The organism is Rahnella inusitata (assembly GCF_018288855.1).
GTDB classification, from domain to species: Bacteria; Pseudomonadota; Gammaproteobacteria; order Enterobacterales; family Enterobacteriaceae; genus Rahnella; species Rahnella inusitata.
In genome coordinates this window covers 2,692,208-2,715,884 of sequence record NZ_CP065024.1, presented here as the reverse complement: position 1 = coordinate 2,715,884, position 23,677 = coordinate 2,692,208, and the positions used below count along the sequence as shown (strand labels likewise).

22 protein-coding genes are annotated in these 23,677 nt (G+C 55.8%); 11 read left to right on the top strand and 11 right to left on the bottom strand.

Going from position 1 to position 23,677, the window contains the following annotated elements:
• Positions 1 to 210 (bottom strand): cellulose biosynthesis protein BcsR, encoded by a 210-nt coding sequence (bcsR, locus tag I2123_RS12750; RefSeq protein ID WP_112167783.1) that lies wholly within the window; start codon positions 208 to 210, stop codon positions 1 to 3.
• A gap of 202 nt (positions 211 to 412) precedes the next feature.
• Here bcsR and bcsE point away from each other — a divergent pair, with 202 nt between their 5' ends.
• The 3 genes from bcsE to bcsG are packed head-to-tail and all read left to right on the top strand — an operon-like array spanning position 413 to position 3,886.
• Positions 413 to 2,014 carry a cellulose biosynthesis protein BcsE gene (bcsE, locus tag I2123_RS12745; protein WP_213050614.1) on the top strand — a complete coding sequence of 534 codons (1,602 nt, stop codon included), beginning with the start codon at positions 413 to 415 and terminating at the stop codon, positions 2,012 to 2,014.
• A gap of 1 nt (position 2,015) precedes the next feature.
• Complete coding sequence (gene bcsF, locus I2123_RS12740; RefSeq protein WP_112167785.1) at positions 2,016 to 2,246, top strand: cellulose biosynthesis protein BcsF; 231 nt, start codon at positions 2,016 to 2,018, stop codon at positions 2,244 to 2,246.
• Complete coding sequence (gene bcsG / locus I2123_RS12735; protein ID WP_112167786.1) at positions 2,243 to 3,886, top strand: cellulose biosynthesis protein BcsG; 1,644 nt, start codon at positions 2,243 to 2,245, stop codon at positions 3,884 to 3,886. Before bcsF ends, bcsG begins: the two co-directional genes overlap by 4 nt.
• A 93-nt stretch (positions 3,887 to 3,979) precedes the next feature.
• Here the strand turns inward: bcsG and I2123_RS12730 are convergent, their stop codons facing one another.
• The 10 genes from I2123_RS12730 to I2123_RS12685 all read right to left on the bottom strand — a co-directional run bounded on the left by I2123_RS12730 (position 3,980) and on the right by I2123_RS12685 (position 14,711).
• Positions 3,980 to 4,420 carry a hypothetical protein gene (locus I2123_RS12730; protein ID WP_213050613.1) on the bottom strand — a complete coding sequence of 147 codons (441 nt, stop codon included), beginning with the start codon at positions 4,418 to 4,420 and terminating at the stop codon, positions 3,980 to 3,982.
• The gene (tssD, locus tag I2123_RS12725; RefSeq protein WP_213050612.1) at positions 4,417 to 4,851 is read right to left on the bottom strand and encodes a type VI secretion system tube protein TssD; all 435 of its coding nucleotides are present in this window, start codon (positions 4,849 to 4,851) and stop codon (positions 4,417 to 4,419) included. The genes I2123_RS12730 and tssD overlap by 4 nt, the downstream gene beginning before the upstream one ends.
• 299 nt (positions 4,852 to 5,150) lie before the next feature.
• Positions 5,151 to 5,846 carry a GntR family transcriptional regulator gene (locus tag I2123_RS12720; RefSeq protein ID WP_112167788.1) on the bottom strand — a complete coding sequence of 232 codons (696 nt, stop codon included), beginning with the start codon at positions 5,844 to 5,846 and terminating at the stop codon, positions 5,151 to 5,153.
• A 219-nt stretch (positions 5,847 to 6,065) separates the two neighbouring features.
• Positions 6,066 to 6,716, bottom strand: a complete 651-nt coding sequence (locus I2123_RS12715) for an NAD(P)H-binding protein (protein WP_112167789.1) — start codon at positions 6,714 to 6,716, stop codon at positions 6,066 to 6,068.
• Positions 6,717 to 6,842: 126 nt separating this feature from the next.
• Positions 6,843 to 7,637, bottom strand: a complete 795-nt coding sequence (gene xdhC, locus I2123_RS12710; RefSeq protein WP_213050611.1) for a xanthine dehydrogenase accessory protein XdhC — start codon at positions 7,635 to 7,637, stop codon at positions 6,843 to 6,845.
• Between the two features lie 11 nt (positions 7,638 to 7,648).
• A complete protein-coding gene (gene xdhB / locus I2123_RS12705) occupies positions 7,649 to 10,039 on the bottom strand; it encodes a xanthine dehydrogenase molybdopterin binding subunit (protein ID WP_213050610.1) in 2,391 nt (796 codons plus the stop codon).
• Complete coding sequence (gene xdhA / locus I2123_RS12700; RefSeq protein WP_213050609.1) at positions 10,032 to 11,456, bottom strand: xanthine dehydrogenase small subunit; 1,425 nt, start codon at positions 11,454 to 11,456, stop codon at positions 10,032 to 10,034. Before xdhA ends, xdhB begins: the two co-directional genes overlap by 8 nt.
• Positions 11,453 to 12,091: a TetR family transcriptional regulator C-terminal domain-containing protein gene (locus I2123_RS12695; RefSeq protein ID WP_112167793.1), complete on the bottom strand. Its 639-nt coding sequence runs from the start codon at positions 12,089 to 12,091 to the stop codon at positions 11,453 to 11,455. The genes xdhA and I2123_RS12695 overlap by 4 nt, the downstream gene beginning before the upstream one ends.
• A complete protein-coding gene (guaD, locus tag I2123_RS12690; RefSeq protein WP_213050608.1) occupies positions 12,088 to 13,422 on the bottom strand; it encodes a guanine deaminase in 1,335 nt (444 codons plus the stop codon). Before guaD ends, I2123_RS12695 begins: the two co-directional genes overlap by 4 nt.
• Before the next feature lie 116 nt (positions 13,423 to 13,538).
• Positions 13,539 to 14,711, bottom strand: a complete 1,173-nt coding sequence (locus tag I2123_RS12685; RefSeq protein WP_208640470.1) for an ROK family transcriptional regulator — start codon at positions 14,709 to 14,711, stop codon at positions 13,539 to 13,541.
• A 307-nt stretch (positions 14,712 to 15,018) separates the two neighbouring features.
• Here I2123_RS12685 and I2123_RS12680 point away from each other — a divergent pair, with 307 nt between their 5' ends.
• From I2123_RS12680 to ydfG, 8 genes are all read left to right on the top strand, one after another.
• Positions 15,019 to 16,269: an extracellular solute-binding protein gene (locus tag I2123_RS12680; RefSeq protein WP_112167796.1), complete on the top strand. Its 1,251-nt coding sequence runs from the start codon at positions 15,019 to 15,021 to the stop codon at positions 16,267 to 16,269.
• A gap of 73 nt (positions 16,270 to 16,342) precedes the next feature.
• Positions 16,343 to 17,245, top strand: coding sequence for a carbohydrate ABC transporter permease (locus I2123_RS12675; RefSeq protein WP_213050607.1), 903 nt, complete (start codon positions 16,343 to 16,345; stop codon positions 17,243 to 17,245).
• Entirely contained in the window at positions 17,242 to 18,081 is an 840-nt protein-coding gene (locus I2123_RS12670; protein ID WP_112167798.1) for a carbohydrate ABC transporter permease, read from the top strand. The genes I2123_RS12675 and I2123_RS12670 overlap by 4 nt, the downstream gene beginning before the upstream one ends.
• 4 nt (positions 18,082 to 18,085) lie before the next feature.
• A complete protein-coding gene (locus I2123_RS12665; protein ID WP_420834335.1) occupies positions 18,086 to 19,054 on the top strand; it encodes a carbohydrate kinase family protein in 969 nt (322 codons plus the stop codon).
• Complete coding sequence (locus I2123_RS12660) at positions 19,055 to 20,143, top strand: ABC transporter ATP-binding protein (RefSeq protein WP_112167800.1); 1,089 nt, start codon at positions 19,055 to 19,057, stop codon at positions 20,141 to 20,143.
• Positions 20,144 to 20,248: 105 nt separating this feature from the next.
• On the top strand, positions 20,249 to 21,694 hold the full coding sequence (locus tag I2123_RS12655) for an MFS transporter (protein ID WP_213050606.1): 1,446 nt from the start codon (positions 20,249 to 20,251) through the stop codon (positions 21,692 to 21,694).
• 47 nt (positions 21,695 to 21,741) lie between these two features.
• Positions 21,742 to 22,797 (top strand): aldo/keto reductase, encoded by a 1,056-nt coding sequence (locus tag I2123_RS12650; protein ID WP_213050605.1) that lies wholly within the window; start codon positions 21,742 to 21,744, stop codon positions 22,795 to 22,797.
• Positions 22,798 to 22,920: 123 nt separating this feature from the next.
• Positions 22,921 to 23,670 carry a bifunctional NADP-dependent 3-hydroxy acid dehydrogenase/3-hydroxypropionate dehydrogenase YdfG gene (gene ydfG / locus I2123_RS12645; RefSeq protein ID WP_213050604.1) on the top strand — a complete coding sequence of 250 codons (750 nt, stop codon included), beginning with the start codon at positions 22,921 to 22,923 and terminating at the stop codon, positions 23,668 to 23,670.
• Positions 23,671 to 23,677: the final 7 nt, after the last annotated feature.

Genomic DNA, 23,677 nt, shown 5'->3' with positions numbered 1-23,677 from the left:
TTATTTTTTCTCCGCGTCGGGTGGGGAACGTTCGTCAAATTTTGCCAGCTCTGCGAGCAACGGCCAGCGTGACATCAGCTGCGGAATTTTCTCTTTACGGGCTATATCGACATAATTTAATTCTGATACAGAAAAAAGGTGACTCAGTGCAAAGAAATCATCGTCTTTACCCGGTTCGGATTCGTCTGAGTCTATAATATTGGCGTTCATTCTTTCCCCTTCCTGCATTCACTCAAAAACTCACACCCTTCTCCGGCCAGAATTCAGCGACCCTTTAGGCTTTTTAGTATCAAACATTATTGTGAAGATTTATGATTATTTAATGTAGCAATGATAGAATTTATTATACTCACATTTATCAACGTGTCCCAAGTGGGTTTCCATCGAAAACGAATATAAGCAGATTAACTCTATGGCACTCTCCTTTTCATTGGGCATGAAGCAATTCTGGAATGGATTAGCGGAAATGCAAAATCGGGGTCTTTACTGGGTCAATGCGGACAGCCAGGAGGCCGCGTATCGGTTGTGCGGGCAAGTTATTGAGGCACAGCAAGGCATTGCACGAGTGAATATTCTTTTTTCGGAACACAATTTAGTTTGCAATGATCCGCAAAAAAGACTTGCTGAAGATGATGTTCTTTTAACCTCTTTGAAAGAAACGCCTAAACAGATTGCTTATTATCAGCTGACCAATGGAAAGAAACCCTTTCTGGCATTGCCGGCAGATATTAACCGTTTACGTCATACGCAATCCTCATTGATGATTTTATTGCTCCCTGCCAGTTCATGGCTCACGTTAAACGATAAACAACTTACCCGTTGGGTACGTGAAATCAGCGATACCACTGATAACAAAAACAGCACCTGTCTTATTCTCTGCTATGGCGCGGGTATTAATGCGATTAAAACCCAGCTGCATTTATACCATCGCCAAATATGTGGGTTAGCCGAACTTAAAACAGATGTGGAACCCAATCAGTGGGGCGTGTCGTGGTGGCATGACAATGTGGTGTCAGAAGCCAATACTCTTTACCCGCTGAGCGCGCGCAAAACCGGCTGGGAAATTCTGAAAAATACCCCGGCGTCAGTGGCTGAACAAACCGGTGATGACCAGTGGATGTTACTGGCTGAACGCTCCGTGCTGGAAGGCGCCCCCTCGCTTTCCGAACGCTGGTTTTTGTTTGAGGATAACGCAGCGCTGGCAGAAAGGGCGGCGCATGCCCGTGCCGCAACGGTTATATTTGCCCTGGCCGGAAACGATGAGGTGGAAGTTATGGCGCGGCAGATCCATCGCCTGCGCATGCAGCGCGGTAACGGTTTGAAAATCGTTATTCGCGAAATGAACTCCTCGCTGCGTTATGTCGATCAACGTTTGTTGCAGGCCTGCGGGGCAAACCTGGTGGTTCCACACGCAGCGCGCCTTTCCAACTTTCTGACTTTGCTCGACGATCTGCAAAACCTCAGCTTCACCCGCCATGTTCCGGAAGATATTGAGGTGCTGCTCGACAGCCGTTTACCCACGCACCAAAAAGGCTATCTGCCACTGCCGGTATTTTGCAGCGTGATGAAAGATATCTGGACGCACGCCTCTCTTGCCACCGAATCACGCGGGATCCTTATCTCCCTGCGACCGGCCATCGGCATCAGCCCGCAGCAGGCGGTAACACTGTGTTCTTTGCGCCGCGACGGGGATATCCTGACCGTCACGGAAAAACATCTTTATCTGTTCCTGTCCAATTGCCTGGTCAGTGATGTCGACAGCGTGCTGGCATTTCTCTTCAATCTGCCGGTTAAAGACGTTTTTACCAGCCAGACCTTCTGGAGTCAGGAACTGGATATCCAGTCCGAGGTCCGCCGTCTTGCCGCCAAACCGCCGATGCCGCAGCCGGTTCTGCCAGCCGAAGCTTATACCGCTCACAAAATCGAACCGCTGAAACGCGCCCCGGTGCATCAGCCCGTTCCCATTACGCTGGCCATCAGTGATGCGCCCGCGATAAAGACACCGGAACTCTGACATGAATATCAGCGACATCATTGAGATTTTTATCCTGGCGGCGATCCTTTTTATCCCGCTGGGTTATGCGCTGCGCAGCCGTGTGCCGCGCTGGAAAAACCAGCTGGCTGCACGTTTTTTCAAACCGCGCTATTTAACACCCATCACCATCAGCATGGTCAATAAGCACCGCCAGCGCGCCGCGCAGGCAGAAGCGTCTCCTGCTACAGGGAAATCCAAAACGTCACTATGAAAGCATCACAACCTTCTGCACCGCGTTTGCGGGTCTGGCAATCCTGGCGCGGCCTCGGCGCCTGGAACTACTATTTTTTGCTCAAATTTGTACTGCTTTGGCAGGGTTATCTGAATTTTGATGCGCTAAGTAACCTGATTTTCGCCGCCGTGCTGTTATTCCCGCTGCCTTCCTTACGAGTGCACCGCTGGCGTCAGTGGATTGCCCTGCCATTCGGGCTGGCATTGTTGTATCACGACACCTGGCTGCCGGGCTGGCGCTCGATTGTCAGTCAGGGTGCGGACGTTACCGGTTTCAGTATGGGCTATTTGCTGGAGCTGGCTGATCGCTTCATCAACTGGCAGTGGATCGGCGTCGGTTTCGCCCTGCTGGTGGGGTATCTGTTCGTCTCACAGTGGATCCGCCTGACGACCTTCACCGTCGCCGCGCTGCTGTGGGTGAATTTGAGCTTCCTCGTCACCCCGTTTTTCGCATCAAAGCCGGTAACGGCAGCAGTGCAACCGACGGTAACTGCACAGCCCGTTGCCGCGTCCGGCACGGACAATAAGGTCAACGGCCCGCCGACGGATGCCAATCTCAGCGCCTATTTAGAGCAGTTCTACCAGAACGAAAGCCGCCGGACGGTGCGTTTCCCGGACGCCCTGCCTGCTGACGCGCAGCCGTTTGATCTGCTGGTGATAAATATCTGTTCACTGGCCTGGGCGGATCTGGACGCGGTTAATCTTTCCACTTCTCCGCTGTGGTCGCGTTTTGATTATGTGTTCAGCAATTTCAACTCGGCGACCGCCTACAGTGGCCCGGCGTCCATCCGCCTGCTGCGCGCCAGCTGTGGCCAGCCATCGCATCACAATTTGTATCAGTCCGCCGGACAGCAATGCTATCTGTTCGACGATCTGGCGCGTCTGGGCTTCACTTCCCAGCTGGCAATGGATCACACCGGCGAGTTCGGTAACTACATCGGCAACCTGCGCGACGACGCCGACATGAAATCCCCGCTGATGTCGCAGGCAGGTCTCGGCCATGAGCTGACCTCTTTTGACGGTTCGCCTATCTTCAACGACGGGCAGTTATTCACCCGCTGGCTGGAGAATCAGGAAAAAGCCGGTACCGCGCGCACTGCGACGTTCTTCAACCTGATCCCTTTACATGACGGCAACCGTTACGTCGGCAGCAACAAAAGCGCCGACTACCGCAGCCGTGCCACAACCCTGCTCAACAATCTGAATACCTTTATGGATCAGCTGGAAAAATCAGGCCGTAAAGTGATGCTGGTGGTGGTTCCGGAGCACGGCGCGGCGCTGGTTGGCGATAAAATGCAGATTTCCGGCCTGCGCGACATCCCAAGCCCTGGCATCACGCACATTCCGGTCGGCGTGAAATTCTTTGGCATGCAGGCGCCGCACAGTGCCTCACCGATGAAGATCGACGCGCCAAGCAGCTATCTGGCCATCGCCGAAATGGTGTCCCGCGCCGTGGACGGCAAAGTCTTTACCAGCCCGTCAATGGACTGGAAAACCTTCAGCGCCAACCTGCCGCAGACACCGCTGGTTTCAGAAAATGAAAACGCCGTGGTGATGGAATATCAGGGGAAAGTCTACATCCGGTTGAATGGCGGAGGCTGGGTACCGTATCCGAGTTGAATGTGCGGGATGGCGCTGCACAATCGGCGTAATGAGCACAGTGGTGAGGAAAGCCCGGTCAGACGACCGGGCTTTGTACATTAGGAGGTAACATTACTTAACCTTGCGGGCGTTGTCTGCTTTCCATTCTTCGTATGTCGCTTCAAGGATCCACAGACAGGTTGCTCCTTTGTCTGTTTCCAGCAGGGCCAGACGGGTTCGTTGGTAATAATCTTCAACCATAGTGTCACTGGTGTATAGCTCAACGGGAACGCCACAGACGATGTCGGTCCCAATCATATGGGGCCATGTTTTTGCGTCGATGGTGCCGAGTGCGTCCAGAACGCCCGTGGTGTTCTTTGGCAACGCCATAGAAAGTGCATCTTCGAGACCAGCGGCCTGCTTAACGTCCGCCGTGGCCGCAAGTTCCGGGACCTTCGCAAGCCAGGCTTTTTCGCCCGACTCGACGCCCTTCAGGGTGGCTGGCCAGTCTGCAAGATTTCCACCCGCCCAGACCAGACATGGGAACAGGCTCAGAAGTAGGAGCCGCCTCATCGCACGACCTCAACCGTCCTCAGCTCCACCACTTCCAGGTGGTTCCGCTTTTCCCCGTACTGAGATTTGACGTCGTACATGATCGGCCCCACGCTGACAACCGTCACGCCTTCCATTACGGCGCAGAAATATTCAGTTTCCTGACCGGCGTCATTGATTCGATAAAACTTCACTTCTGCTGATTGGAGCTTCTGCCCGGAGGTCACAGCCTTGTACAGATAGGGACTGGAAGCGTCGATCTCCTTGTCAAAACTGTAGGGGGAATGTTCGCGGGTGGCGGTGGGTTTGCCTGTTGCGTTGTCTGTGGGGAGAGTGACGCCGTGATTCAGGCCGAGGATCTCGATACTGCCTTCACGGCCCGTAACGTCGACAGAGCCGCGAATATCCGCGCCGCCGTCGTCTTTGAGCCATAGATAAGCTGGAATAGCCATAGTTTTAAACTCCATTTTAAAGAGAGAGCCAGCGCGAAACATGCTGGCTAACCTGCCGCTTTCGCAGTGGAATTAAATTATCCCTAAGTCAAATTGGCGTCAATTTTTGTACAGCCTGAAAATTCGGTAACGGGGAGGTTATTGATTTAAATAAACAAAGGCCGGAATAATCCGGCCTTTGTTGTATAAAATTTTGACTACACGTTATTTCGATAAAACCTAAACAATCGAGTTAAAGGTCAATAACGGCTAAAATCTGATTTGCGCCCGGCACTGCGGGCGCATTTGTCTTCTCACCGCTACAAATCGGACAAGACCTGCCGCAGGTTGATTTCTCCCGCATCCGCATCATCAAGATCCAACACACCTTCCAGATCGTCGAGATGCTCCTGCATGATTTCCGCCGCCTGCACGGTGTCTCCCGCTTCCAGCGCGTTAATGATCGCTTCGTGTTCATCGCACTGGCAGGAAGGCACTTCGTTACGCTGATAAAGCGCAACGATAAGCGAACTGCGCACCATCAGATTCGACAGGATTTCACTCAGCACGCTATTGCCACAAATCTCACCGAGGATCAGATGAAACTCGCTGAGCTCACGCACGATGGCGCGGCGGTCTTCTGAAGCGGTGGCAACACGTTCGTTACGCATATGACTACTGATCCGCTGACGATGAGTGCGCATGACGTCTGGTGTAATGCTCTCAACAATTGCCCGCTCGATGGCGCGGCGGGCGATAAACACTTCGCGGGCTTCTTTTGCGGTAGGCTGAGACACCATCGCGCCGCGGTTGGGTTCGATGGTCACAATGCGCTGCATGGCCAGACGCTGAAGCGCCACCTGAACGTGGTTGCGATTTGCCCCCAGCGCGTCAACCAGCTGAGACTCCACCAGACGTGTTCCGGGGCGCAGCCTTTGCTGAGCGATGGCTTTCGATAAAATTTCGGCGATTCGCTGAACTTCCAGCTGTTTAGCAGTGGTGGTGTTAGTGCTCATGGAATGCGATATAACCTCTTATGCCGGTCTTTACATCAACGCTTTATTTGCGCCTAAATTAGCACTCTTTAGGGAGGATTTCAGTCGTAAATCATGCACAGGATTGTTACAAAGCCCGCACATATCTCTCACCAAACTTATCGTTGAGACATATCAAAACACTGCCTCCCCGATTTTGCGGGAAGACAGTGTCAGAACGGAGGGAAATGAATACGAGAGTTAAAGGGTGACTGCATCTCTGACCGGCGTATCTCCGCCGCGTAACTCCCACTGTTTGCCGGTGCTTGACGGCGTTTGCAGTACGGCGACCACCACCAGCGCCACATCCTCACGGGTCACTTCACCTCTGCCGGCATGTTCGTTTAAGGTGACCAGCCCGGTGGCGGCATCATCGGTTAACGGCCCAGGACGGATGATCGTCCAGTCCAGCCCGCTTTTGCGCAGTTCGATATCGGCATCGCGTTTGGCTTCAACATAGGCTTTCCAGACCGGGTCGGTATCCGGCTTTAGCGGATCATCCACACCTATCGCTGAAATCTGCACATAACGGCGTATCCCTGCCAGCTGCGCAGCCTGCGCAAGAAGGACAGAGCCCGCGTAATCGACGGTATGTTTGCGTTCAGCTGTAGAACCACCTCCGGCGCCGGCGGCAAACACAACGGCATCTGCGCCTTTAAGCCCGTTCGCCAGTTCTTGCGCGCTGGCATTTTCGATATCTACAAGCACAGGGTCTGCACCCAGCGCTTCCATCTGCGATAACTGTTCAGGTTTACGCACGATGCCGATTGCTTCCAGCCCCTGCGCCCGCAAATGTTTAATGATCAGTTTGCCTATCTGACCGTGTGCTCCCACGATTGCAACTTTAGTCATTACGCCTCCTGACGTTTTTCATTCCAGTTTATTTCCCTTTAACTGTAGCACATCGAATTTGACGCTTTGTAAGCGAGCGGAGCCGCCACTATGACTTCTTTCGCCGGTGCTTTGGCACTTTTGAGTTTAAAAAACGCCATTGATTTGCGCGTGCGCCCCATAGGCTGCAATAAACTCCCCGGCGATCGCCACGGCGATTTCTGCCGGAAGTTTTCCACGCACGTCGGGCAACCCAATCGGACAACGCATGCGGATCAGTTGCTCTGCTGAAATCCCTTTACCGGATAAACGATAGTCGAAGCGTTTTCGCTTGGTTTCGGAGCCGATCAGGCCGAAGTAGCGAAAATCGCCGCGTTTGAGGATCCGCTCGCTCAGTGCAAAATCCAGCTGATGATCGTGAGTCAGAACCATGAAATAGCTGCCCGCGGGCATCTGCGCCACCGTGCCTTCAGGTTCTTCATCTACGATGCAGGTAATCTGTGCATCGACCTGCGCGGGGAATTCGCTGGCGCGGGCATCCACCCAGGTGATGCGGCACGGCAGTGTGCTGAGAATATTCACCAGCGCCCTGCCGACGTGGCCTGCGCCGTACACCACCACCTGCGGTTGCGGATGTCCCAGCGGTTCAAGCAGCACCGAAGCCATTCCGCCGCAGCACTGTCCAAGTCGTGCACCCAGCGAAAAGCGTTCAAAACGGCTGTTCTGTTCGCCCTTTTGCAGCATCTCGCGGGCAATCGCCGTGACCTGAAATTCCAGATTGCCGCCGCCCAGCGTGTAAAAAAGCTGGTCAGCGGTGATCAGCATTTTGCATCCCGCATCCCGCGGCGTCGAACCCTGCTGATCGACCAGCGTTGCTACTACGCAGGGTTCGCCACGGGTTTGCAGATCGTGTAAACGGGTCACCCAGTCATCAGTACGCATGAGAAACTCCGTTAGCTGACCATTTTATCAACGATATTCGTGACAACGTCACCTGAAAATCGCAGCTGATTCACACCGCTGAGCACCCGTTCAGGCGTGGCAGGCGCATCGATGTGCGGGTGGACGCGATAATCGGCAAGACTGGCCACTGCGTCTTTGATTGCGCACCAGACCGAAACGCCGAGCATAAACGGCGGTTCCCCGACGGCTTTGGAATGGAACACCGTGTCTTCCGGGTTCTTGCGATTCTCGACCAGCTTCACGCGCAGGTCCTGCGGAATGTCACCGATTGCCGGAATTTTGTAAGCCGCCGGACCGCTGGTCATCAGCCGCCCTTTATCATTCCACACCAGTTCTTCGGTGGTCAGCCAGCCCATGCCTTGCACGAATCCGCCCTCAACCTGCCCGATATCAATGGCCGGATTCAGCGAATCTCCGACATCGTGCAGGATATCGGCGCGCAGCAGTTTGTATTCACCGGTCAGCGTATCCACCAGGACTTCGGCGCAGGCCGCCCCGTAGGAGAAGTAATAGAACGGATGCCCGGCCGCTTTGCTGCGATCGTAGAAAATTTTCGGCGTTTTGTAATAGCCGGTGCTGGAAAGCGGCACCTGATTGAGCCAGCACTGAGTGGCGACCTGCTCAAAACTGAAATACAGATCTTTCACTCTTACCTGACCGTTGCTGAATTTCACGTCAGTTTCAGCCCCATCGTGGACGCGCATCAGCATCTCCACCATCCGCCCTTTGATAATTTCAGCAGCATTTTGCGCGGCTTTGCCGTTGAGATCGGCACCCGATGACGCGGCGGTCGGCGAGGTATTCGGCACTTTGCCGGTGTCGGTGGCGGTTATCTGGATACGGCTGATATCCACCTGAAAGACCTCGGCGACAACCTGTGCCACTTTGGTATTCAGCCCCTGACCCATTTCGGTGCCGCCGTGGTTGAGCTGGATACTGCCGTCGGTGTAGACCAGCACCAGCGCCCCGGCCTGGTTAAGAAAGCTGGCGGTGAATGAGATGCCGAATTTCACCGGCGTCAGCGCCAGACCTTTCTTCAGATACGGATTTACACGATTAAATTCAGTGACAGCGTCACGTCTGGCGGCGTATTCCGCACTCTCTTCCAGCTGCTGCGTCATTTCCTGCAACAGGTTTTGCCCGATGGGCTGATGATAATGTGTGACGTTGCGGGTTTCCTGTCCGTAGTAGTTGTTCTTGCGTACTGTCAGCGGATCTAACGCCAGCTCGCGGGCAATGTGATCGACGATATGCTCGATCGCCACAATCCCCTGTGGGCCGCCAAATCCGCGGTAAGCGGTGTTCGACGCCATATTGGTTTTACAACGATAGCCGGTGATCATCGCATCACCGAGGTAATAGGCGTTGTCGGAATGGAACATAGCGCGATCGACGATAGAACCGGACAAATCCAGCGAATAGCCACAGTTGGCGGCCAGTTTGATGTCGATGCCGTGGATCACGCCGTCGTCATCAAAACCCACATCGTAGCTGACGTGAAACGGATGGCGTTTACCGGTGATCAGCATGTCGTCCTGCCGCGCCAGCCGCATTTTCGCCGGACGTCCGGTGAGATGTGCCGCCAGCGCTGCCAGACAGGCCGTGCCCGCCGCCTGGGTTTCTTTACCGCCAAACCCACCGCCCATGCGGCGCATATCCACCACCACTTTGTGCATGGGCAAACCCAGCACCGACGCGACCAGCTTTTGCACTTCGGTCGGGTGCTGCGTCGAGCTGTACACCAGCATCGCGCCGTCTTCACCAGGCATCACCGAGGCAATCTGCGTTTCCAGATAAAAGTGCTCCTGACCACCGATTTCCAGCTCGCCCTGCAAACGATGTTTCGCTGAGGCCAGCGCCATCTGCGCGTCGCCGCGTTTATGCTGATGGGGTTCCTCGACGTAATGTTCAAGCGACAGCGCCTGTTTAATGGTCAGCACAGCATCACGCACCTGATACTCCACTTTCGCCAGCGCGACGGCGGCGCGGGCAGCCTCCATCGACGTGGCAGCAACCACCAGCACTATCTGCCCCACGTACTCCACGCGGCCCAGAGCCATCAGCGGATCGCCATGGGTCAGAGGTGCGATATCCAGATTGCCCGGCACATCTTCTGCCGTCATCACCCGCACCACGCCGGGCACGGCATAACAAGGTTCGGTATCGATATGCACAATATCGGCGTGTGCATGCGGGCTGAGCAGCGGCACAAGATGTAACTGATTGGGAAATTCCAGACGATCATCCACGTATACGGCCTCGCCGCTGACGTGTTTATCGGCGCTTTCGTGACGCTGACTTTTTCCGACACCGCTTTGTAAACCGGCGCGGAACAGCGCTTCCATCTGCTGTTGCGAAAGTTCAGGTTTGGATTCAGACATAGTGAGTTACCCGCATCAGCGTTTCAGGAGAGGTCATTTCGATGTGACAGCGGCGCAGCAGATTTTTTGCCACCTGTATGCGGTATTCGCGGCTGGCACGAAAATCGCTGATCGGCGTGAAATCCCGTTCCAGCGCCTGACACGCACGCTCAATTGTCGCGGTCTGCCACGGCTGACCGAGAAGTTGTGCCTCACAGCCGGACGCACGCTTCGCCACTTCCGCCATTCCGCCAAAAGCAATACTGGCATGGATGACCACGCCGTTTTCCACTTCGATATGCAGCGCGGCGCACACCGCTGAAATATCGTCTTCAAGCCGTTTCGAGACTTTATACACCCGCAGCTGACGCGCCGCTGAGGTCGAACGCGGAATGCGGATTTGCTCGATCAACTCACCAGGCTGCAAAGCCGTTTTGCGGTAACCGAGGAAAAACTGATCCAGCGGCAATTCGCGTTGCTGCGAGCCAAGCCGCAGCAGCAGCGTAGCACCCAGTGCCAGCAAGACCGGGCCGCCGTCACCGACAGGCGACGCATTGGCAATATTTCCACCGAATGTGCCCTGATTGCGGATCTGCTCCGATGCAAAGCGTTCGAGCAGATGGCCGAATTCGGGAAACTCTTCGCGCAGCACCGGCAAACACTGGCTGAGGGTGGCCGCTGCGCCAATATGAATAGCCTGACCGGTCAGCGTAATCTCTTTGAGGGCATCGATATGGCTGAGGGAAATCAGTTTCGGCAGCCGCTGGAAGCGTTGTGTGACCTCCAGCGCCAGGTCGGTGCCGCCAGCCACCAGACGCGCATCCGGCTCTGCGCAAAATAACTGCGCCAGCTGTTCGATATCAGTCGGTTCTTCACTGGCAGACATCGCGCGCAGTTTTTGCAGCGTATTCAGCGCATCCGCATCAAACTGATCGGCCTGCGGCTGCTGGCAGATGTCTTTCGCCGCCGCCATGATCGGGCGATAGCCGGTGCAGCGACAAAGATTGCCGGAAAGCGCCTGCTGCGTGTGTTCAACATCAAATACCTGGCGTTGATTTTCCAGCGCAACTTTTTTTTCTAAAGCGAACAACGACATGACAAATCCCGGCGTGCAAAAACCGCACTGCGAGGCGTGATTTTCCACCATCGCCTGCTGGACGTGATGCAGTTCGCCGCGATGTTTCAAATCTTCCACGGTGATCAGCTGTTTTCCATGGACCGCAGGCATAAACGTCAGGCAGGCGTTGACCGTGCGGTAGTTGAGCGCATCGCCTTGCGGTTCAGCCAGCACTACCGTGCACGCGCCGCAATCACCGGATGCACAACCTTCCTTGGTGCCGCAGCGACCAGCGTTCTGCCGCAGGTACTGCAATACCGTGGTATCGGCCGGAAGACTGTTTTCGGTGTGGATCCTGCCGTTCATTAAAAATTGGATCATGCGCCTTCTCCCTTTTTACAGCCGTTCAAAATCAGCGTGGTGACTTCTGCAATGATGTGCTCGCGCGCTGCGTTATCGCCTTCAAAATCTCCGTACATATGCTTCACCTGCACCGCAAAATCCGCGTAATACTGCGTCACCGCCCAGATGTGCATGATGAACAGTCGCGCATCCAGCGGACGGATTTTCTGCTGGGCGATCCATCCCTGGATCAGGTTTTCCTTGCCGGTAATGTTCGCCGTCGCCTGCGGCCAGTATTTGTGCAAATAGTGCCCGCCGCCCAGCACCTCGCTGGTGAAAATGCGCGAAAGCTCAGGCTGGTCAAAGGAGAAGTTCAGCTTGTTGCGGATATACCGGCTAAGCACCGCGTCCGGTTCGCTGAGTGTCGGGTCGAACTGGATGATGTCACCCCAGACTTTCAGCACCTTTTGCAGCAGCTCTTCGTACAATTCCTCTTTACCGGCGATGTAGTAATGCAGCTGAGCTTTCTTAAGTCCGGCCCGCCGGGCGATGGCCTGCGTGGTCGCCCCCTGAAAGCCCTTTTCACTGAATTCCGCAATCGCTGCCGCGTGAATATTTTCCAGCGTACGCTCGCGTGCCAGGCGGATTTTGCCGCCCGATTCGTTATTCATCATGAACGTTCCCTCGCGTAGGCCAGTTCGCCGTCGATGTAGGTGCAGAACACGTTGCGGTCGTCACCAAGGGTCATCAGCACAAACAATTTTTCGGCCAGCGTTTCGCTGTTAGCGGCGCGCAGTTTTTGCAGTGCGCTGACGCCCGGCTCGAGCACCACGAAATCCGCCTCTTTACCGGCATTGAAATTCCCGATTTTGTCATCGAGGTGCAGCGCCCGCGCGCCGCCGAGCGTGGCGTGATAAAACGCTTCAAAGGCGGATAAGCGGTAACGTTGCAGTTGCCCGACCTTATAAGCTTCCGACAGCGTTTCCAGCATGTTGAAGGTGGTGCCTGCGCCGACGTCAGTGCCCATACCGACGCGGATCTGTTTCTCCCAGGATTTCTGCAAATTGAACAGGCCGCTGCCAAGAAACAGGTTGGAGGTCGGGCAGAAGGCGATGGTGGAATCGGTGTCGTGCAGGCAATCCCACTCGCTGTCATCCAGATGCAGACAGTGCGCAAACACGCAACGTTCACCGGTCAGGCCGTACTGATGGTAGACATCCAGATAGTGCTGATGCGCCGGGTGCATCTCCTTCACCCAGGACAGCTCCGCGACGTTTTCGCTGAGATGGGTATGCAGATAAACGTCCGGGAATTCCTCTTTCAGGAGGCGGACTTTTTGCAGCAACTCTGGTGAGGATGTCGGCGCAAAGCGCGGCGTCAGCGCGTAACTCAACCGCTGACGGTTGTGCCAGCGCGCGATGAGCTCACGCGTATCAGCTTCGCTCTGTTCCGGCGTTTCCAGCAGCCCGTCGGGAGCGTTTTTATCCATCATCACTTTGCCCGCCACCAGCCGCATGTTGATGTCGGACGCTTCTTTAAACAGCGCATCGACCGACTGCGGGTGCACGGTGCCGAAGACCAGCGCGGTGGTGGTGCCGTTAAGTAATAACTGTTCGATGAAGAATTTCGACATGCGCCTGGCGTAATCCGCGCAGTGATATTGCTGTTCAGTGGGGAACGTGTAGCGCTGCAGCCATTCGAGCAATTGCTCGCCGTAAGCACCGATCATTTCGGTTTGCGGATAGTGGATATGGGTATCGACAAAGCCCGGTACGATAAGCTTATCGCGATAATCATCTATTTCCAGACCGGCAGTCTGCCGCGCCTGCGCCAGCTTCCCCTCGCCTTCCCGCCCGTCGCCCAGCCAGACGATATGCCCGCCGCTCAGCAGCATCAGTCCGTCTTCGATATAGCGCACCTGCGCCTCGAGTTCGTGCGGATTTAACACCGGTTCACGGATATCAAAGAAGTTTCCGCGAACCGCACGGGTGATGATTTGACTCATGGCATAGCCCTTTTCTGCAACATTCTGATTGATGACTGATAACAGAACATTTGCAAAGCTTATGCCAAATCTGACCAATCGGTCAGACCGTTTGGATGTTTTTACGGCGGGGAGTTTTACTTCAGCAATACCTCGTACTGCGGATTGAATTCATCGAAGATGGGCAACGCGGCGGCGCCGAGTGCGGCGGTGTCACTGCCGGACATCCCCAGGCGGATACGCGCGTTCTGCGGATAACGGCTGCGCACCGAGTTGTAGAGCGGCGTCAGGCGCTGAATCAGCTTCTCCACCAGCGGTTTCGGCATGGTGCCGCCGATGATCACGCACTGCGCGTCGAACACACATTCCATGATATTGATGGCCTGACAGGCGGGTTCAACGGCAGTATCCAGCCATTGACCGAAGCGTTTTTCATCAACATTCAGAAGGTCTTCCGGCATCGCTGAAGCCGGATCCAGGCCGCAAGCTTCGTAAGCCGCCTGCAAAGAAAGGTAACGTTCGAGGCAACCTTTGTTGCCGCAATAGCATTCGCGACCGCCCGGTTGCACCACAATGTGGCCGACCTCGCCCGCATTGTGTGCATGACCGGTGTAAATTCGACCGTCTGTGAAGATGCCTGCGCCCAGACCGGTGCCGATATACAAATAGACAAAGGACGATAATTGCTTGGCCACGCCGTGAAAACGCTCGCCGATGGCTGCCACGGTGGCATCATTTTCAAGGGTCACGGGCCAGCCCGTTGCCGCGCTCAAATGGGCTTCGATATCAACGTCGTCCCAACCGTGCAGCGTGGTCGGGCCTTGTGAGGAAATCCCCTCCACGCCGAACGGTCCCGGCATCACCACGCCTATGCCCAACATTTTCCGCCAGTCAATTTTTACCTGTTGGCGCATTTCTTGCAGTACCTGATCAATCAGAGCCAGCGTGGGCTCTGGCTGCGGTTTCTGTACCCGGATCAGACTGCGAAAGCGGACCGTTCCGGTGAGATCGACCAGCACAATCAGCAGCGACTGATGATCAAGATGGATGCCGATGGAATAGGCGCTGTCAGGATTGAGTGTCAGTGGCGTTGCTGGTTGACCACGTCCGCCCGCGCGGCGCGGCAGGTGGGAGGAGAGGATCCCCGCCTGTTCGAGCTCGGTGGCGATGTTAGACACGGTTTGTGGCGTGAGCGACGTCAGCCGGGCAATTTCGGCGCGGGTCAGCTCACCGTTGAGGCGAATAGCTTCAATCACGACCCGACGATTGTGAGCACGGGCGTGCTCAAGATTGGTACCCGACGTTGTAATCACATCCCTCTCCACGGTGAAGACCTTGCGGGCAGTATGCGGAGAGTGATTACAGCAATCAAATTGATTTTATAAATATCAGTATATGAATTTGACGGTGTCATCACAGCTTTGAATGTTATTGGCATGTTAATAATAATCGCCAGTCACTATTCACTTGCAGACGTTTTTGAGATTCACCTTCAGACCCAGTAGCACAATCCGGCAGGGACGCAGGGACTGGCAGAAATATGCCTTCCCATTTTTTTTAGCCGATTAAAGCAATCAAATTGATTTAATAAATTTAACCCTGTTTCGGAGAATGACGATGAGCCTGCGACTTACCCCAGCGGCGACCCTGTGCGCCCTTTCTGCCCTTACTTTCGGTTATTCGGCCAGCGTTTTGGCGGACACCACCCTCAGCGCCTTGTTTATGACTCAGGCGGCGTACAGCGAAGCGGATATCCGCGCGATGACTGCTGATTTCACCAGGCTGCATCCGGACATCAAAGTGAATCTGGAGTTTGTGCCGTACGAAGCGTTGCACGACAAAATCGTCGCAGCACGCGGTGCCGGTGACAAAGGGTATGACGTGGTACTGTTCGATGCTATCTGGCCTGCCGAATTCAACAAATATGGCCTGTTGCAGGACGTCACTGCGCGTATTCCTGCAGAGGAAAGCAACAAGATCTTCGACGGTGCCATTTCTACCGTGACCTACAAAGATAAACGCTGGGGTATGCCGTGGATCCTCGACACCAAATATCTCTATTACAACAAAGCCATGCTGGCAAAAGCCGGGATCACGACGCCACCGGCAACCTGGGCTGATGTTGAGAAGCAGTCGGCTATCCTGAAAGAAAAAGGCATCGTCAAGTATCCGCTGGTGTGGAGCTGGTCGCAGTCTGAAGCGCTGCTGTGCGACTACACCACGCTCGTCTCCGCCTTCAAAGGCGATTTCTATAAAGACGGAAAGCTTAACTTCACGAATTCCGGCGCCATGAAAGCCATCAACTACATGAAAGAGACGCTGGATAAAGGGCTGACCAACCCGAACTCTCGCGAGTATCTGGAAGAGGATGTGCGTAAATCCTTCTCCAACGGCGATGCGGCGTTCGCGCTGAACTGGACGTACATGTACAACATGGCCAATGACCCGAAACAGAGCAAAGTGGCGGGTGACGTTGGCGTAGTTCCGGCTCCGGGGGGTGAAGCGGGCGGCGCATCCGGCGTCAACGGTTCGATGGGGCTGGGCATCGCCAAAGCCAGTGCGCATCCGGATCAGGCGTGGGAATTTATCAGCTACATGACTTCCCAGCCGGTGCAGAACAAATACGCCAAACTGAGCCTGCCAATCTGGAAATCCTCTTATGACGATCCGGCCGTGCAGAAAGATCAGGAACAGCTGATCGCCGCCGCTAAAACGTCGCTAAATGTGATGTTGTCGCGTCCGGTGACGGCGGATTACTCCCGTTTGTCGAACATTTTGCAGCAAAACATTCAGGCGGTATTGCAGGGGAAAACCCCGGCGCAAGACGGTATGGAAGCCGCAACCAAAGCCGCCGACCGTTTACGTTAATTGCTTTAAACCATACTCTTAAGCCAACACTACAGCCCGTCATCTCCTCATGATGACGGGCCGGGAATCAAGCATGCTTACATTACCGCAACGTGAACGTCGTCAGGCCTGGGTGCTCCTCGCGCCGATGCTGCTGATGATGTTCCTGCTGACCGCCTGGCCGCTGGCCCGCACGCTGTGGCTCAGCTTTACCGACGCCGGACTTATCGGTGACGGCTCTGCGCCCAACTGGGTGGGCAGCGACAACTTTCTTTACGCACTGACCGATCCGGATTTTCGCGCAGCACTCTGGCGCACGCTCTATTTCACCGTGGTCTCAGTGATCATTGAAGGCTTTATCGGTGTGCTGGTTGCCCTGCTGCTTAATCAGCAGTTTTGGGGGCGCAGCGCCCTGCGCGTCCTGGTGATTTTGCCGTGGGCGCTGCCGACTATCGTCAACGCCACCATGTGGCGGCTGAATTTCAATCCCGATTACGGCAGCATCAACGCCCTGCTCACGCAGCTTGGCCTGATCGACACTTACCGCAGCTGGCTCGGTGACCCGTCATCGGCCATTAACGCCGTGATGTTCGCGGATATCTGGAAGAACTATCCGCTGATCACCCTGCTGGTGCTGGCGGCGTTGCAGACGATACCGGAGGATTTGTTTGAAGCAGCGCGTCTGGACGGCGCATCCGCGTTCAGGCGTTTTCGTAAAATCACTTTACCGGCCATTGCCGCACCGCTGGCAGTGGCGCTGATTCTGCGCACCATTGACGCGTTTAAAATCTTCGACATCATTTATGTCATGACCCGCGGCGGCCCGCTCGACAGCACCAAAACCGTCAGTTTCTTTGTCTATCAGGAATCCTTCAGTTATCTGCGCGCAGGCAGCGGTGCCGCTTACGCGATACTCATGACGCTGATTTGTGCCCTGCTCATTTTGATTTACATGGTGATGCTGCTGCGTCAGCGCCGTTCAGGGAGCGTCGAATGAAACAGAAAATCCGGCTTATTCTGCGCTATCTCGCCGCGCTGGTTCTGGCCGCGTCGATCCTTGCGCCACTGGTGTGGATGTTCCTGATGAGCGTCAGCTCGGCGGCCGATCTGACCCGCATTCCGCTGGAATGGCTGCCGCGCCACTGGGATTTCAGCCGTTACGCCAGCCTGCTGACTTTGCAGACCGGGCAGCCAGGCGCGCTGTTCTTACACGCGCTCGGCAACAGCCTGCTGGTCGCCTGCGGTGCAACGCTCATCTCCCTGCTGCTGGCCATTCCGGCGGCGTACAGTTTCTCGCGCTATCCTGGCCGTGACGGCTGGTTGTTCGGCAGTCTGGCGATTTACATGGTGCCGCCGGTGGCGTTCGTTCTGCCGCTGTACTTCATCCTGCAACAGCTTTCGCTGCTCAATACGCATCTCGGGCTGATTCTGGTGTATTGCTCGATGATCCTGCCGTTTCTGACATGGATGCTGAAAAACCAGTTCGACGCCCTGCCGATTGACATCGAACAGGCGGCACGCCTCGACGGGCTGCGTTACTGGCAGGTGCTGCTGCGCATTACGCTGCCGCTGGCGAAACCGGCGCTCGGTGCTTCGGCGATGTTTGGCTGGCTGCTGGCGTGGGATGAATTCTTCTACGCGCTGCTGTTTACCAACAACATCGACGCCCAGACGTTGCCGGTCACCATCGCCGGTTTCACCGCCGGGCGCGCCACCGATGACGGGCTGATTGCCGCCGTCGGCATTCTTGCGGCCATTCCGCCGCTCTTTATTGCACTCTGGCTGCAAAAAACACTGGTCAGCGGGTTAACCGCTGGCGGCAGCAAGGGGTAAGCCCATGGGAAACGTGACAAGAATGAAGAAACCTGACTCATCCGCCACGCTGTTCGTGGTCGGTAATATCAACGTGGATCTGATCATGAGCACGCTGCACGAGTGGCCGAAAAAAGGCACCGAAGCGATGCTCGACAGCAGTTCGCTGCGCCCCGGAGGATCCGCCGGTAACTGTGCACTGGCGCTGGCGGCGCTCGATACGCCGCACCGTCTGGTCGCCAATCTGGGTAACGATCAGTTCACCGGCTGGCTGGCGGGTTTGTTTCCAGAAAGCGCGCCCGGCTGGCCAACCGCCGATTGCGAAACCTCGCTGACCTTCGGCGTGACGCATCCGGATCATGAACGCACATTCTTTAGCAATCAGGGGCATATCGTTCGCCTTTCGATGCAGGACGTGCTCGGACAGTTACCGCAAACCGCACAGCCCGGCGACTGGGTACTGCTCTGCGGCACCTGGCTGTGTACCGCGCTGTACGCGGACTATCCGCAGCTGCTGTCCACGCTTAAACAGCGCGGTTATCACGTCGCCGTCGACAGTGGCTGGCCGCCGCAGGACTGGAGCGACGCGCTGCGCGAAGAGGCGGCAAACTGGCTGCCGTTCTGCGATGCACTGCTGCTCAATGAAGTCGAAACGCTCGGGTTGGCAGATGCCGTCACGCTCGACGCCGCCGCTCACCGCCTGCTTTCGCAGATGGCAGACGGTGCCTTTTGTGTTGCAAAATGTGGGCCTGAAGGTGCGCGTTTGTGGTCAGCCGCGCTGACCCTGCATCAGCACGCCGAACCGGTGGACGTCGTCGATACCATCGGTGCCGGAGACAGTTTTAATGCCGGATTTTTATCCGCGCTGATTTATGGCCTGCCGCCTGCCACGGCGCTGCAATGGGGAGTGCGCGTCGCCGGTTGTGCGATCAGCAGTTCCCCGCGCCGTTACCCTGACTGGCAATCGCTTTTTGGCCTTGTGGAGAAACTCTAAATGGCTCTGGTAGAACTGGTAAAAGTCGCCAAACGTTATGGCAAAGTGCAGGTATTGAAACCGCTGGATCTGACCATTCCTGACGGCAGTTTCACCGTACTGGTCGGCCCGTCCGGGTGTGGGAAATCGACGCTGCTGCGCCTGCTGGCCGGTCTGGAGTCCCTTTCGGACGGCGACATTCTGCTCGATAAACAGCAGATTAATAATTTCGACCCCGCCGATCGTGACATCGCAATGGTATTTCAAAGCTATGCGCTTTATCCGCACCTGACCGTGGCCGAGAATATGGCGTTCCATATGCAGGTAAAAAAAGTGCCGAAAGCCGAACAGCAGGCGAAAGTTCAGCAGGCGGCGAAAGTGCTGGGCATTGACCATCTGCTGAAACGCTTACCGAAAGATCTGTCCGGCGGCCAGCGTCAGCGCGTGGCGATGGGTCGCGCGCTGGTGCGTAATCCAAAAGTGTTTCTGTTCGATGAACCGCTCTCCAATCTCGACGCACAATTGCGTATGGAGCTGCGCGCCGAAATCAAATCGCTGCATCAGCAGTTTCGCACCACCACGGTGTATGTGACGCACGATCAGGTAGAGGCGATGACGCTGGCGGACAATATCGTGGTGATGAAAGACGGGTTTATCGTGCAACAGGGTGATCCGCTGTCCATTTACGATAAACCGGTAAACACCTTCGTGGCACGGTTCATTGGCTCTCCGCCGATGAACTTACTCAGCGGCGTGTTCCAGAGCATCGATGGAAAGCCGGGTGTCACCTGCGAACAGTTGTGGTTCGCGCTGCCGCAGAAATGGGCATTGCAGGCGCGGCATTGCGAAGGACTGCCGGTCACGCTCGGCCTGCGCCCGCACGATCTCCGTCCGGTGCAACACAGCGCCCAGCCCGCCGCGACGCTGCGCCTGCTGGAAGTCACCGGCGAAAGCAGCCTGCTGCACATCGACTGGAGCGGCTTCCCGCTGCACGTTCAGTTTGCCGGTCGGGCGCGCGTCAGCGCCGATCAGCCGCTGTATCTCGAAGCCAACAGCGACGCCATTCATCTGTTTGATGCCACTACGGGGGAACGGCTGGCGGAGGAGTGATTTTTAAACGCCTTCCTTATGCGGGGAAGGCGTTTCTGTCATTGACGCCTCACCCCGATGCGCTATGCTCAGACTTTGCCTGATTAATTAGCGCGCTTACCTTCTATGAGCTTGTTCCCCATCAAAAAATTCTCGCTGCCTCCGGGTTCCGCGCTGCCGCTGCTGGTCGCAGGGGCATTCTTCATGGAAAATCTCGATGCAACGGTGATCGTCACGGCACTGCCGCAAATGGCGAAAGACTTCGGCGTGCATCCGGTAGACATGAACATCGGCGTCTCGGCTTATATTCTGACGCTCACGGTGTTTATTCCCGCCAGCGGCTGGATTGCTAACCGCTTTGGCACGCGCAATATCTTCTCGCTGGCGATTGTTCTTTTCACCCTCGCCTCCATTTTGTGCTCCGCCAGCGTCAGCCTCGGAACCTTTACCGCAGCGCGCATGTTGCAGGGCTTTGCCGGTGCACTGATGGTGCCCGTCGGGCGTTTGGTGGTGCTGAAAAATACCCAAAAATCGGATTTGATCCGCGCGATAGCCACCATTACCTGGCCCGGTCTGGTCGCCCCGATCCTCGGACCGCCGCTCGGCGGTTTTATTACCACTTATGCCTCGTGGCACTGGATATTTATCCTCAACGTTCCTTTAGGGATGGTGGCGCTGCTGTTCGCCCGCAGGCTGATCCCGCAGGCACCGGGGCAAAAAGGCGTGCCGTTTGACGTCACCGGTTTTGTACTCACCGGCATGGCCTGTCTGGGGCTGATCTTCGGGCTGGATAAATTCAACGAAGGTCAGATCGACTGGAAACCCGTCGTGATGGTCGGTGGCGCACTGATTGCGGGTGCGCTGGCGGTATGGCATTCAAAGCGCACGGCACATCCTTTGCTGCCGCTGGTGGCGCTGAAAATCAGAAGTTACGCTGTCACGATTTACGGTGGTTCACTGTTTCGTATCGCCATCGGTGCCCTGCCATTCCTGCTGCCGCTGATGTTCCAGCTGGGTTACGGCATGAGCGCCTTTGATGCGGGTTTGCTGGTGCTTTCAGTATTTGCCGGAAATCTGGCGATGAAGCCTTTTACTTCAGCGATTTTGCACCGCTTCCGCTTTAAGTCGATTATGCTGGTTAACGGCCTGCTAAATTCGGCGACGATTTTTGCCTGCGCCCTGTTAACGCCCGAAGTGCCCGCTGCGCTGACGTTGTTACTGCTGTTCGCCAGCGGCATGACCCGGTCGATGCAGTTCACGGCGCTCAATACGCTGGCATTTTCTCAGGTTCCCGGTGAGCAGATGGGCGGCGCCAACACGCTGTTTAACACCGCACAACAGTTGTCCACCGGCCTCGGCATTGCTATTGGTGCGCTCTCGCTGCGCATTGCCGGACACTTTTTACCCGCCAGCGACCCGCTGCAGGTGGGGACGTTCCACATTGCTTTCATCATTATCGGTGTGTTTTCGCTGGCAGGCACGCTCGACAGCCTGACGCTGGATAAGAAAGCGGGTGATGAACTGCGACAGAAAAAAGAATCTGTACCCCAACCGGCTACGTCGGATAAATAAAGGCGCAGCCAGACTGAAATTCAGTATCCGAAAAATGGAGAAATACCATGGAATACCGCTTATTAGGCCACTCCGGCCTGAAAGTTTCAGTTCTCAGCCTCGGCACCATGACCTTTGGTGGACAAGGGAAATTCGCCAAAACCGGCCAGACTGACGTCGAAACCGCACAACGCCAGATCGGGCTGTGTCTCGACGCAGGCATCAACCTGTTCGACACCGCCGACGTCTATTCAGGCGGTGAATCTGAAGTCATTCTTGGCAAAGCGCTGGGCGGCAAACGTATCGACGTGCTGATCGCCAGTAAGGCCCGCTTCCCGATGGGCGATGGCCCGAACGATCGCGGCTCATCGCGTCATCACATCCTGCGCGCCTGCGAAGCCAGCCTGAAGCGTCTGAACACTGACTATCTTGATTTGTATCAGCTGCATCAGTGGGATGGCCAGACGCCGCTGGAAGAAACACTGCGCGCGCTCGATGACTTAGTCAGCAGCGGTAAAGTGCGTTACGTGGGTGTCTCGAACTTTTCCGCGTGGCATGTAATGAAAACGCTGGGCGTCGCGCAAGCCAGCCATTATATCCGCCCGGTCAGCCAGCAAATCCATTACACCCTGCAGGCGCGCGAAGCCGAATACGAATTACTGCCTGCGGCGCAGGATCAGGGCCTGGGCACGCTGGTCTGGAGCCCGCTGGCCGGTGGATTGCTCTCCGGCAAATATCGTCGCAATCAGGCCGCGCCAGAAGGCACCCGCCATCTGGCCGACTGGGGCGAGCCGCCGGTGCGTGATGAAAATGCGTTGTACGACGTGGTGGATGTGCTGGTAGACATCGCCGAAACCCGTGGCGTCTCTGCGGCGCAAATCGCGCTGGCGTGGCTGATTGCACGACCGCAGGTGACGTCGGTGATCGTCGGCGCACGCAACGATACCCAGTTACAAGACAATCTGAAGGCGGCTGACATCACGCTCACAACAGAAGAGACTGAAAAACTCAATGCTGTCAGCCAGTTGCCGTTACTGTATCCTTACTGGCATCAGGCACAGACAGCGTCAGACCGCCTCTCTGCGGCGGATTTATCGCTGATCGCGCCTTATCTGCAAAAGTAATGCAATAAAATGATACCAACGCAGACCGGCTTACCCTGCCGGTCTCGTTATTTTTGTGTTAATACTGACAGCGTCTTTTTGTGTGCCACAGGCGCACTTTGCTTAAAACAGAGGAATACCGGGATGATTATTTTTGTTACCGGCGCCACCGCCGGATTTGGTGCAGAAATCGCACGTAAGTTTGTCAAAGAAGGTCATAAAGTCATTGCCACCGGCCGCCGCAAAGAGCGTCTGGATGATCTGAAAACCGAACTGGGAGACGCGTTGTACCCTGTCGAACTGGACGTCACTAATCGCGCATCTATTCAGGATGCCATCGACAGCCTGCCTGCAGAATGGCGCAACATCGACGTGCTGGTGAACAATGCCGGTCTGGCGCTCGGTCTGGAAAAGGCCGACAAAGCATCGCTGGAAGACTGGGATAAAATGATCGACACCAATACCAAAGGTCTGGTGTACATGACCCGCGCCGTTCTGCCGGGCATGGTTGAACGCAATATCGGTCACGTGATCAACATCGGCTCCACCGCCGGTAACTGGCCGTACGCGGGCGGCAATGTGTACGGTGCCACCAAAGCGTTCGTGCGTCAGTTCAGCCTGAACCTGCGCACCGACCTGCACGGCACCCACGTGCGTGTCACCAACATTGAGCCGGGCCTGTGTGGCGGCACTGAATTCTCCAGCGTGCGCTTTAAAGGTGACGATGAGAAAGTCAGCAAAACCTACGACAACACCAACCCGCTGACCGCCGCAGACGTCGCCGAATCCGTCTTCTGGGTTTCAACGCTGCCTGCGCACGTCAACATCAACAGTATTGAAATGATGCCCGTCAGCCAGTCCCTCGCTGGTTTGCAGGTGCATCGCGAAGAGTAATCTTGCT

What these genes read in the sequence shown, in the direction of transcription:
- I2123_RS12695 (WP_112167793.1), bottom strand. Translation starts at nt 12,091, where the DNA reads ATGATGAATAACGAATCGGGCGGCAAAATCCGCCTGGCACGCGAGCGT.
- xdhB (WP_213050610.1), bottom strand. Translation starts at nt 10,039, where the DNA reads ATGTCTGAATCCAAACCTGAACTTTCGCAACAGCAGATGGAAGCGCTG.
- bcsR (WP_112167783.1), bottom strand. Translation starts at nt 210, where the DNA reads ATGAACGCCAATATTATAGACTCAGACGAATCCGAACCGGGTAAAGAC.
- I2123_RS12665 (WP_420834335.1), top strand. Translation starts at nt 18,086, where the DNA reads ATGGGAAACGTGACAAGAATGAAGAAACCTGACTCATCCGCCACGCTG.
- bcsE (WP_213050614.1), top strand. Translation starts at nt 413, where the DNA reads ATGGCACTCTCCTTTTCATTGGGCATGAAGCAATTCTGGAATGGATTA.
- tssD (WP_213050612.1), bottom strand. Translation starts at nt 4,851, where the DNA reads ATGGCTATTCCAGCTTATCTATGGCTCAAAGACGACGGCGGCGCGGAT.
- I2123_RS12670 (WP_112167798.1), top strand. Translation starts at nt 17,242, where the DNA reads ATGAAACAGAAAATCCGGCTTATTCTGCGCTATCTCGCCGCGCTGGTT.
- ydfG (WP_213050604.1), top strand. Translation starts at nt 22,921, where the DNA reads ATGATTATTTTTGTTACCGGCGCCACCGCCGGATTTGGTGCAGAAATC.
- I2123_RS12720 (WP_112167788.1), bottom strand. Translation starts at nt 5,846, where the DNA reads ATGAGCACTAACACCACCACTGCTAAACAGCTGGAAGTTCAGCGAATC.
- xdhA (WP_213050609.1), bottom strand. Translation starts at nt 11,456, where the DNA reads ATGATCCAATTTTTAATGAACGGCAGGATCCACACCGAAAACAGTCTT.
- guaD (WP_213050608.1), bottom strand. Translation starts at nt 13,422, where the DNA reads ATGAGTCAAATCATCACCCGTGCGGTTCGCGGAAACTTCTTTGATATC.
- bcsG (WP_112167786.1), top strand. Translation starts at nt 2,243, where the DNA reads ATGAAAGCATCACAACCTTCTGCACCGCGTTTGCGGGTCTGGCAATCC.
- I2123_RS12680 (WP_112167796.1), top strand. Translation starts at nt 15,019, where the DNA reads ATGAGCCTGCGACTTACCCCAGCGGCGACCCTGTGCGCCCTTTCTGCC.
- bcsF (WP_112167785.1), top strand. Translation starts at nt 2,016, where the DNA reads ATGAATATCAGCGACATCATTGAGATTTTTATCCTGGCGGCGATCCTT.
- I2123_RS12660 (WP_112167800.1), top strand. Translation starts at nt 19,055, where the DNA reads ATGGCTCTGGTAGAACTGGTAAAAGTCGCCAAACGTTATGGCAAAGTG.
- I2123_RS12675 (WP_213050607.1), top strand. Translation starts at nt 16,343, where the DNA reads ATGCTTACATTACCGCAACGTGAACGTCGTCAGGCCTGGGTGCTCCTC.
- I2123_RS12715 (WP_112167789.1), bottom strand. Translation starts at nt 6,716, where the DNA reads ATGACTAAAGTTGCAATCGTGGGAGCACACGGTCAGATAGGCAAACTG.
- I2123_RS12650 (WP_213050605.1), top strand. Translation starts at nt 21,742, where the DNA reads ATGGAATACCGCTTATTAGGCCACTCCGGCCTGAAAGTTTCAGTTCTC.
- xdhC (WP_213050611.1), bottom strand. Translation starts at nt 7,637, where the DNA reads ATGCGTACTGATGACTGGGTGACCCGTTTACACGATCTGCAAACCCGT.
- I2123_RS12730 (WP_213050613.1), bottom strand. Translation starts at nt 4,420, where the DNA reads ATGAGGCGGCTCCTACTTCTGAGCCTGTTCCCATGTCTGGTCTGGGCG.
- I2123_RS12655 (WP_213050606.1), top strand. Translation starts at nt 20,249, where the DNA reads ATGAGCTTGTTCCCCATCAAAAAATTCTCGCTGCCTCCGGGTTCCGCG.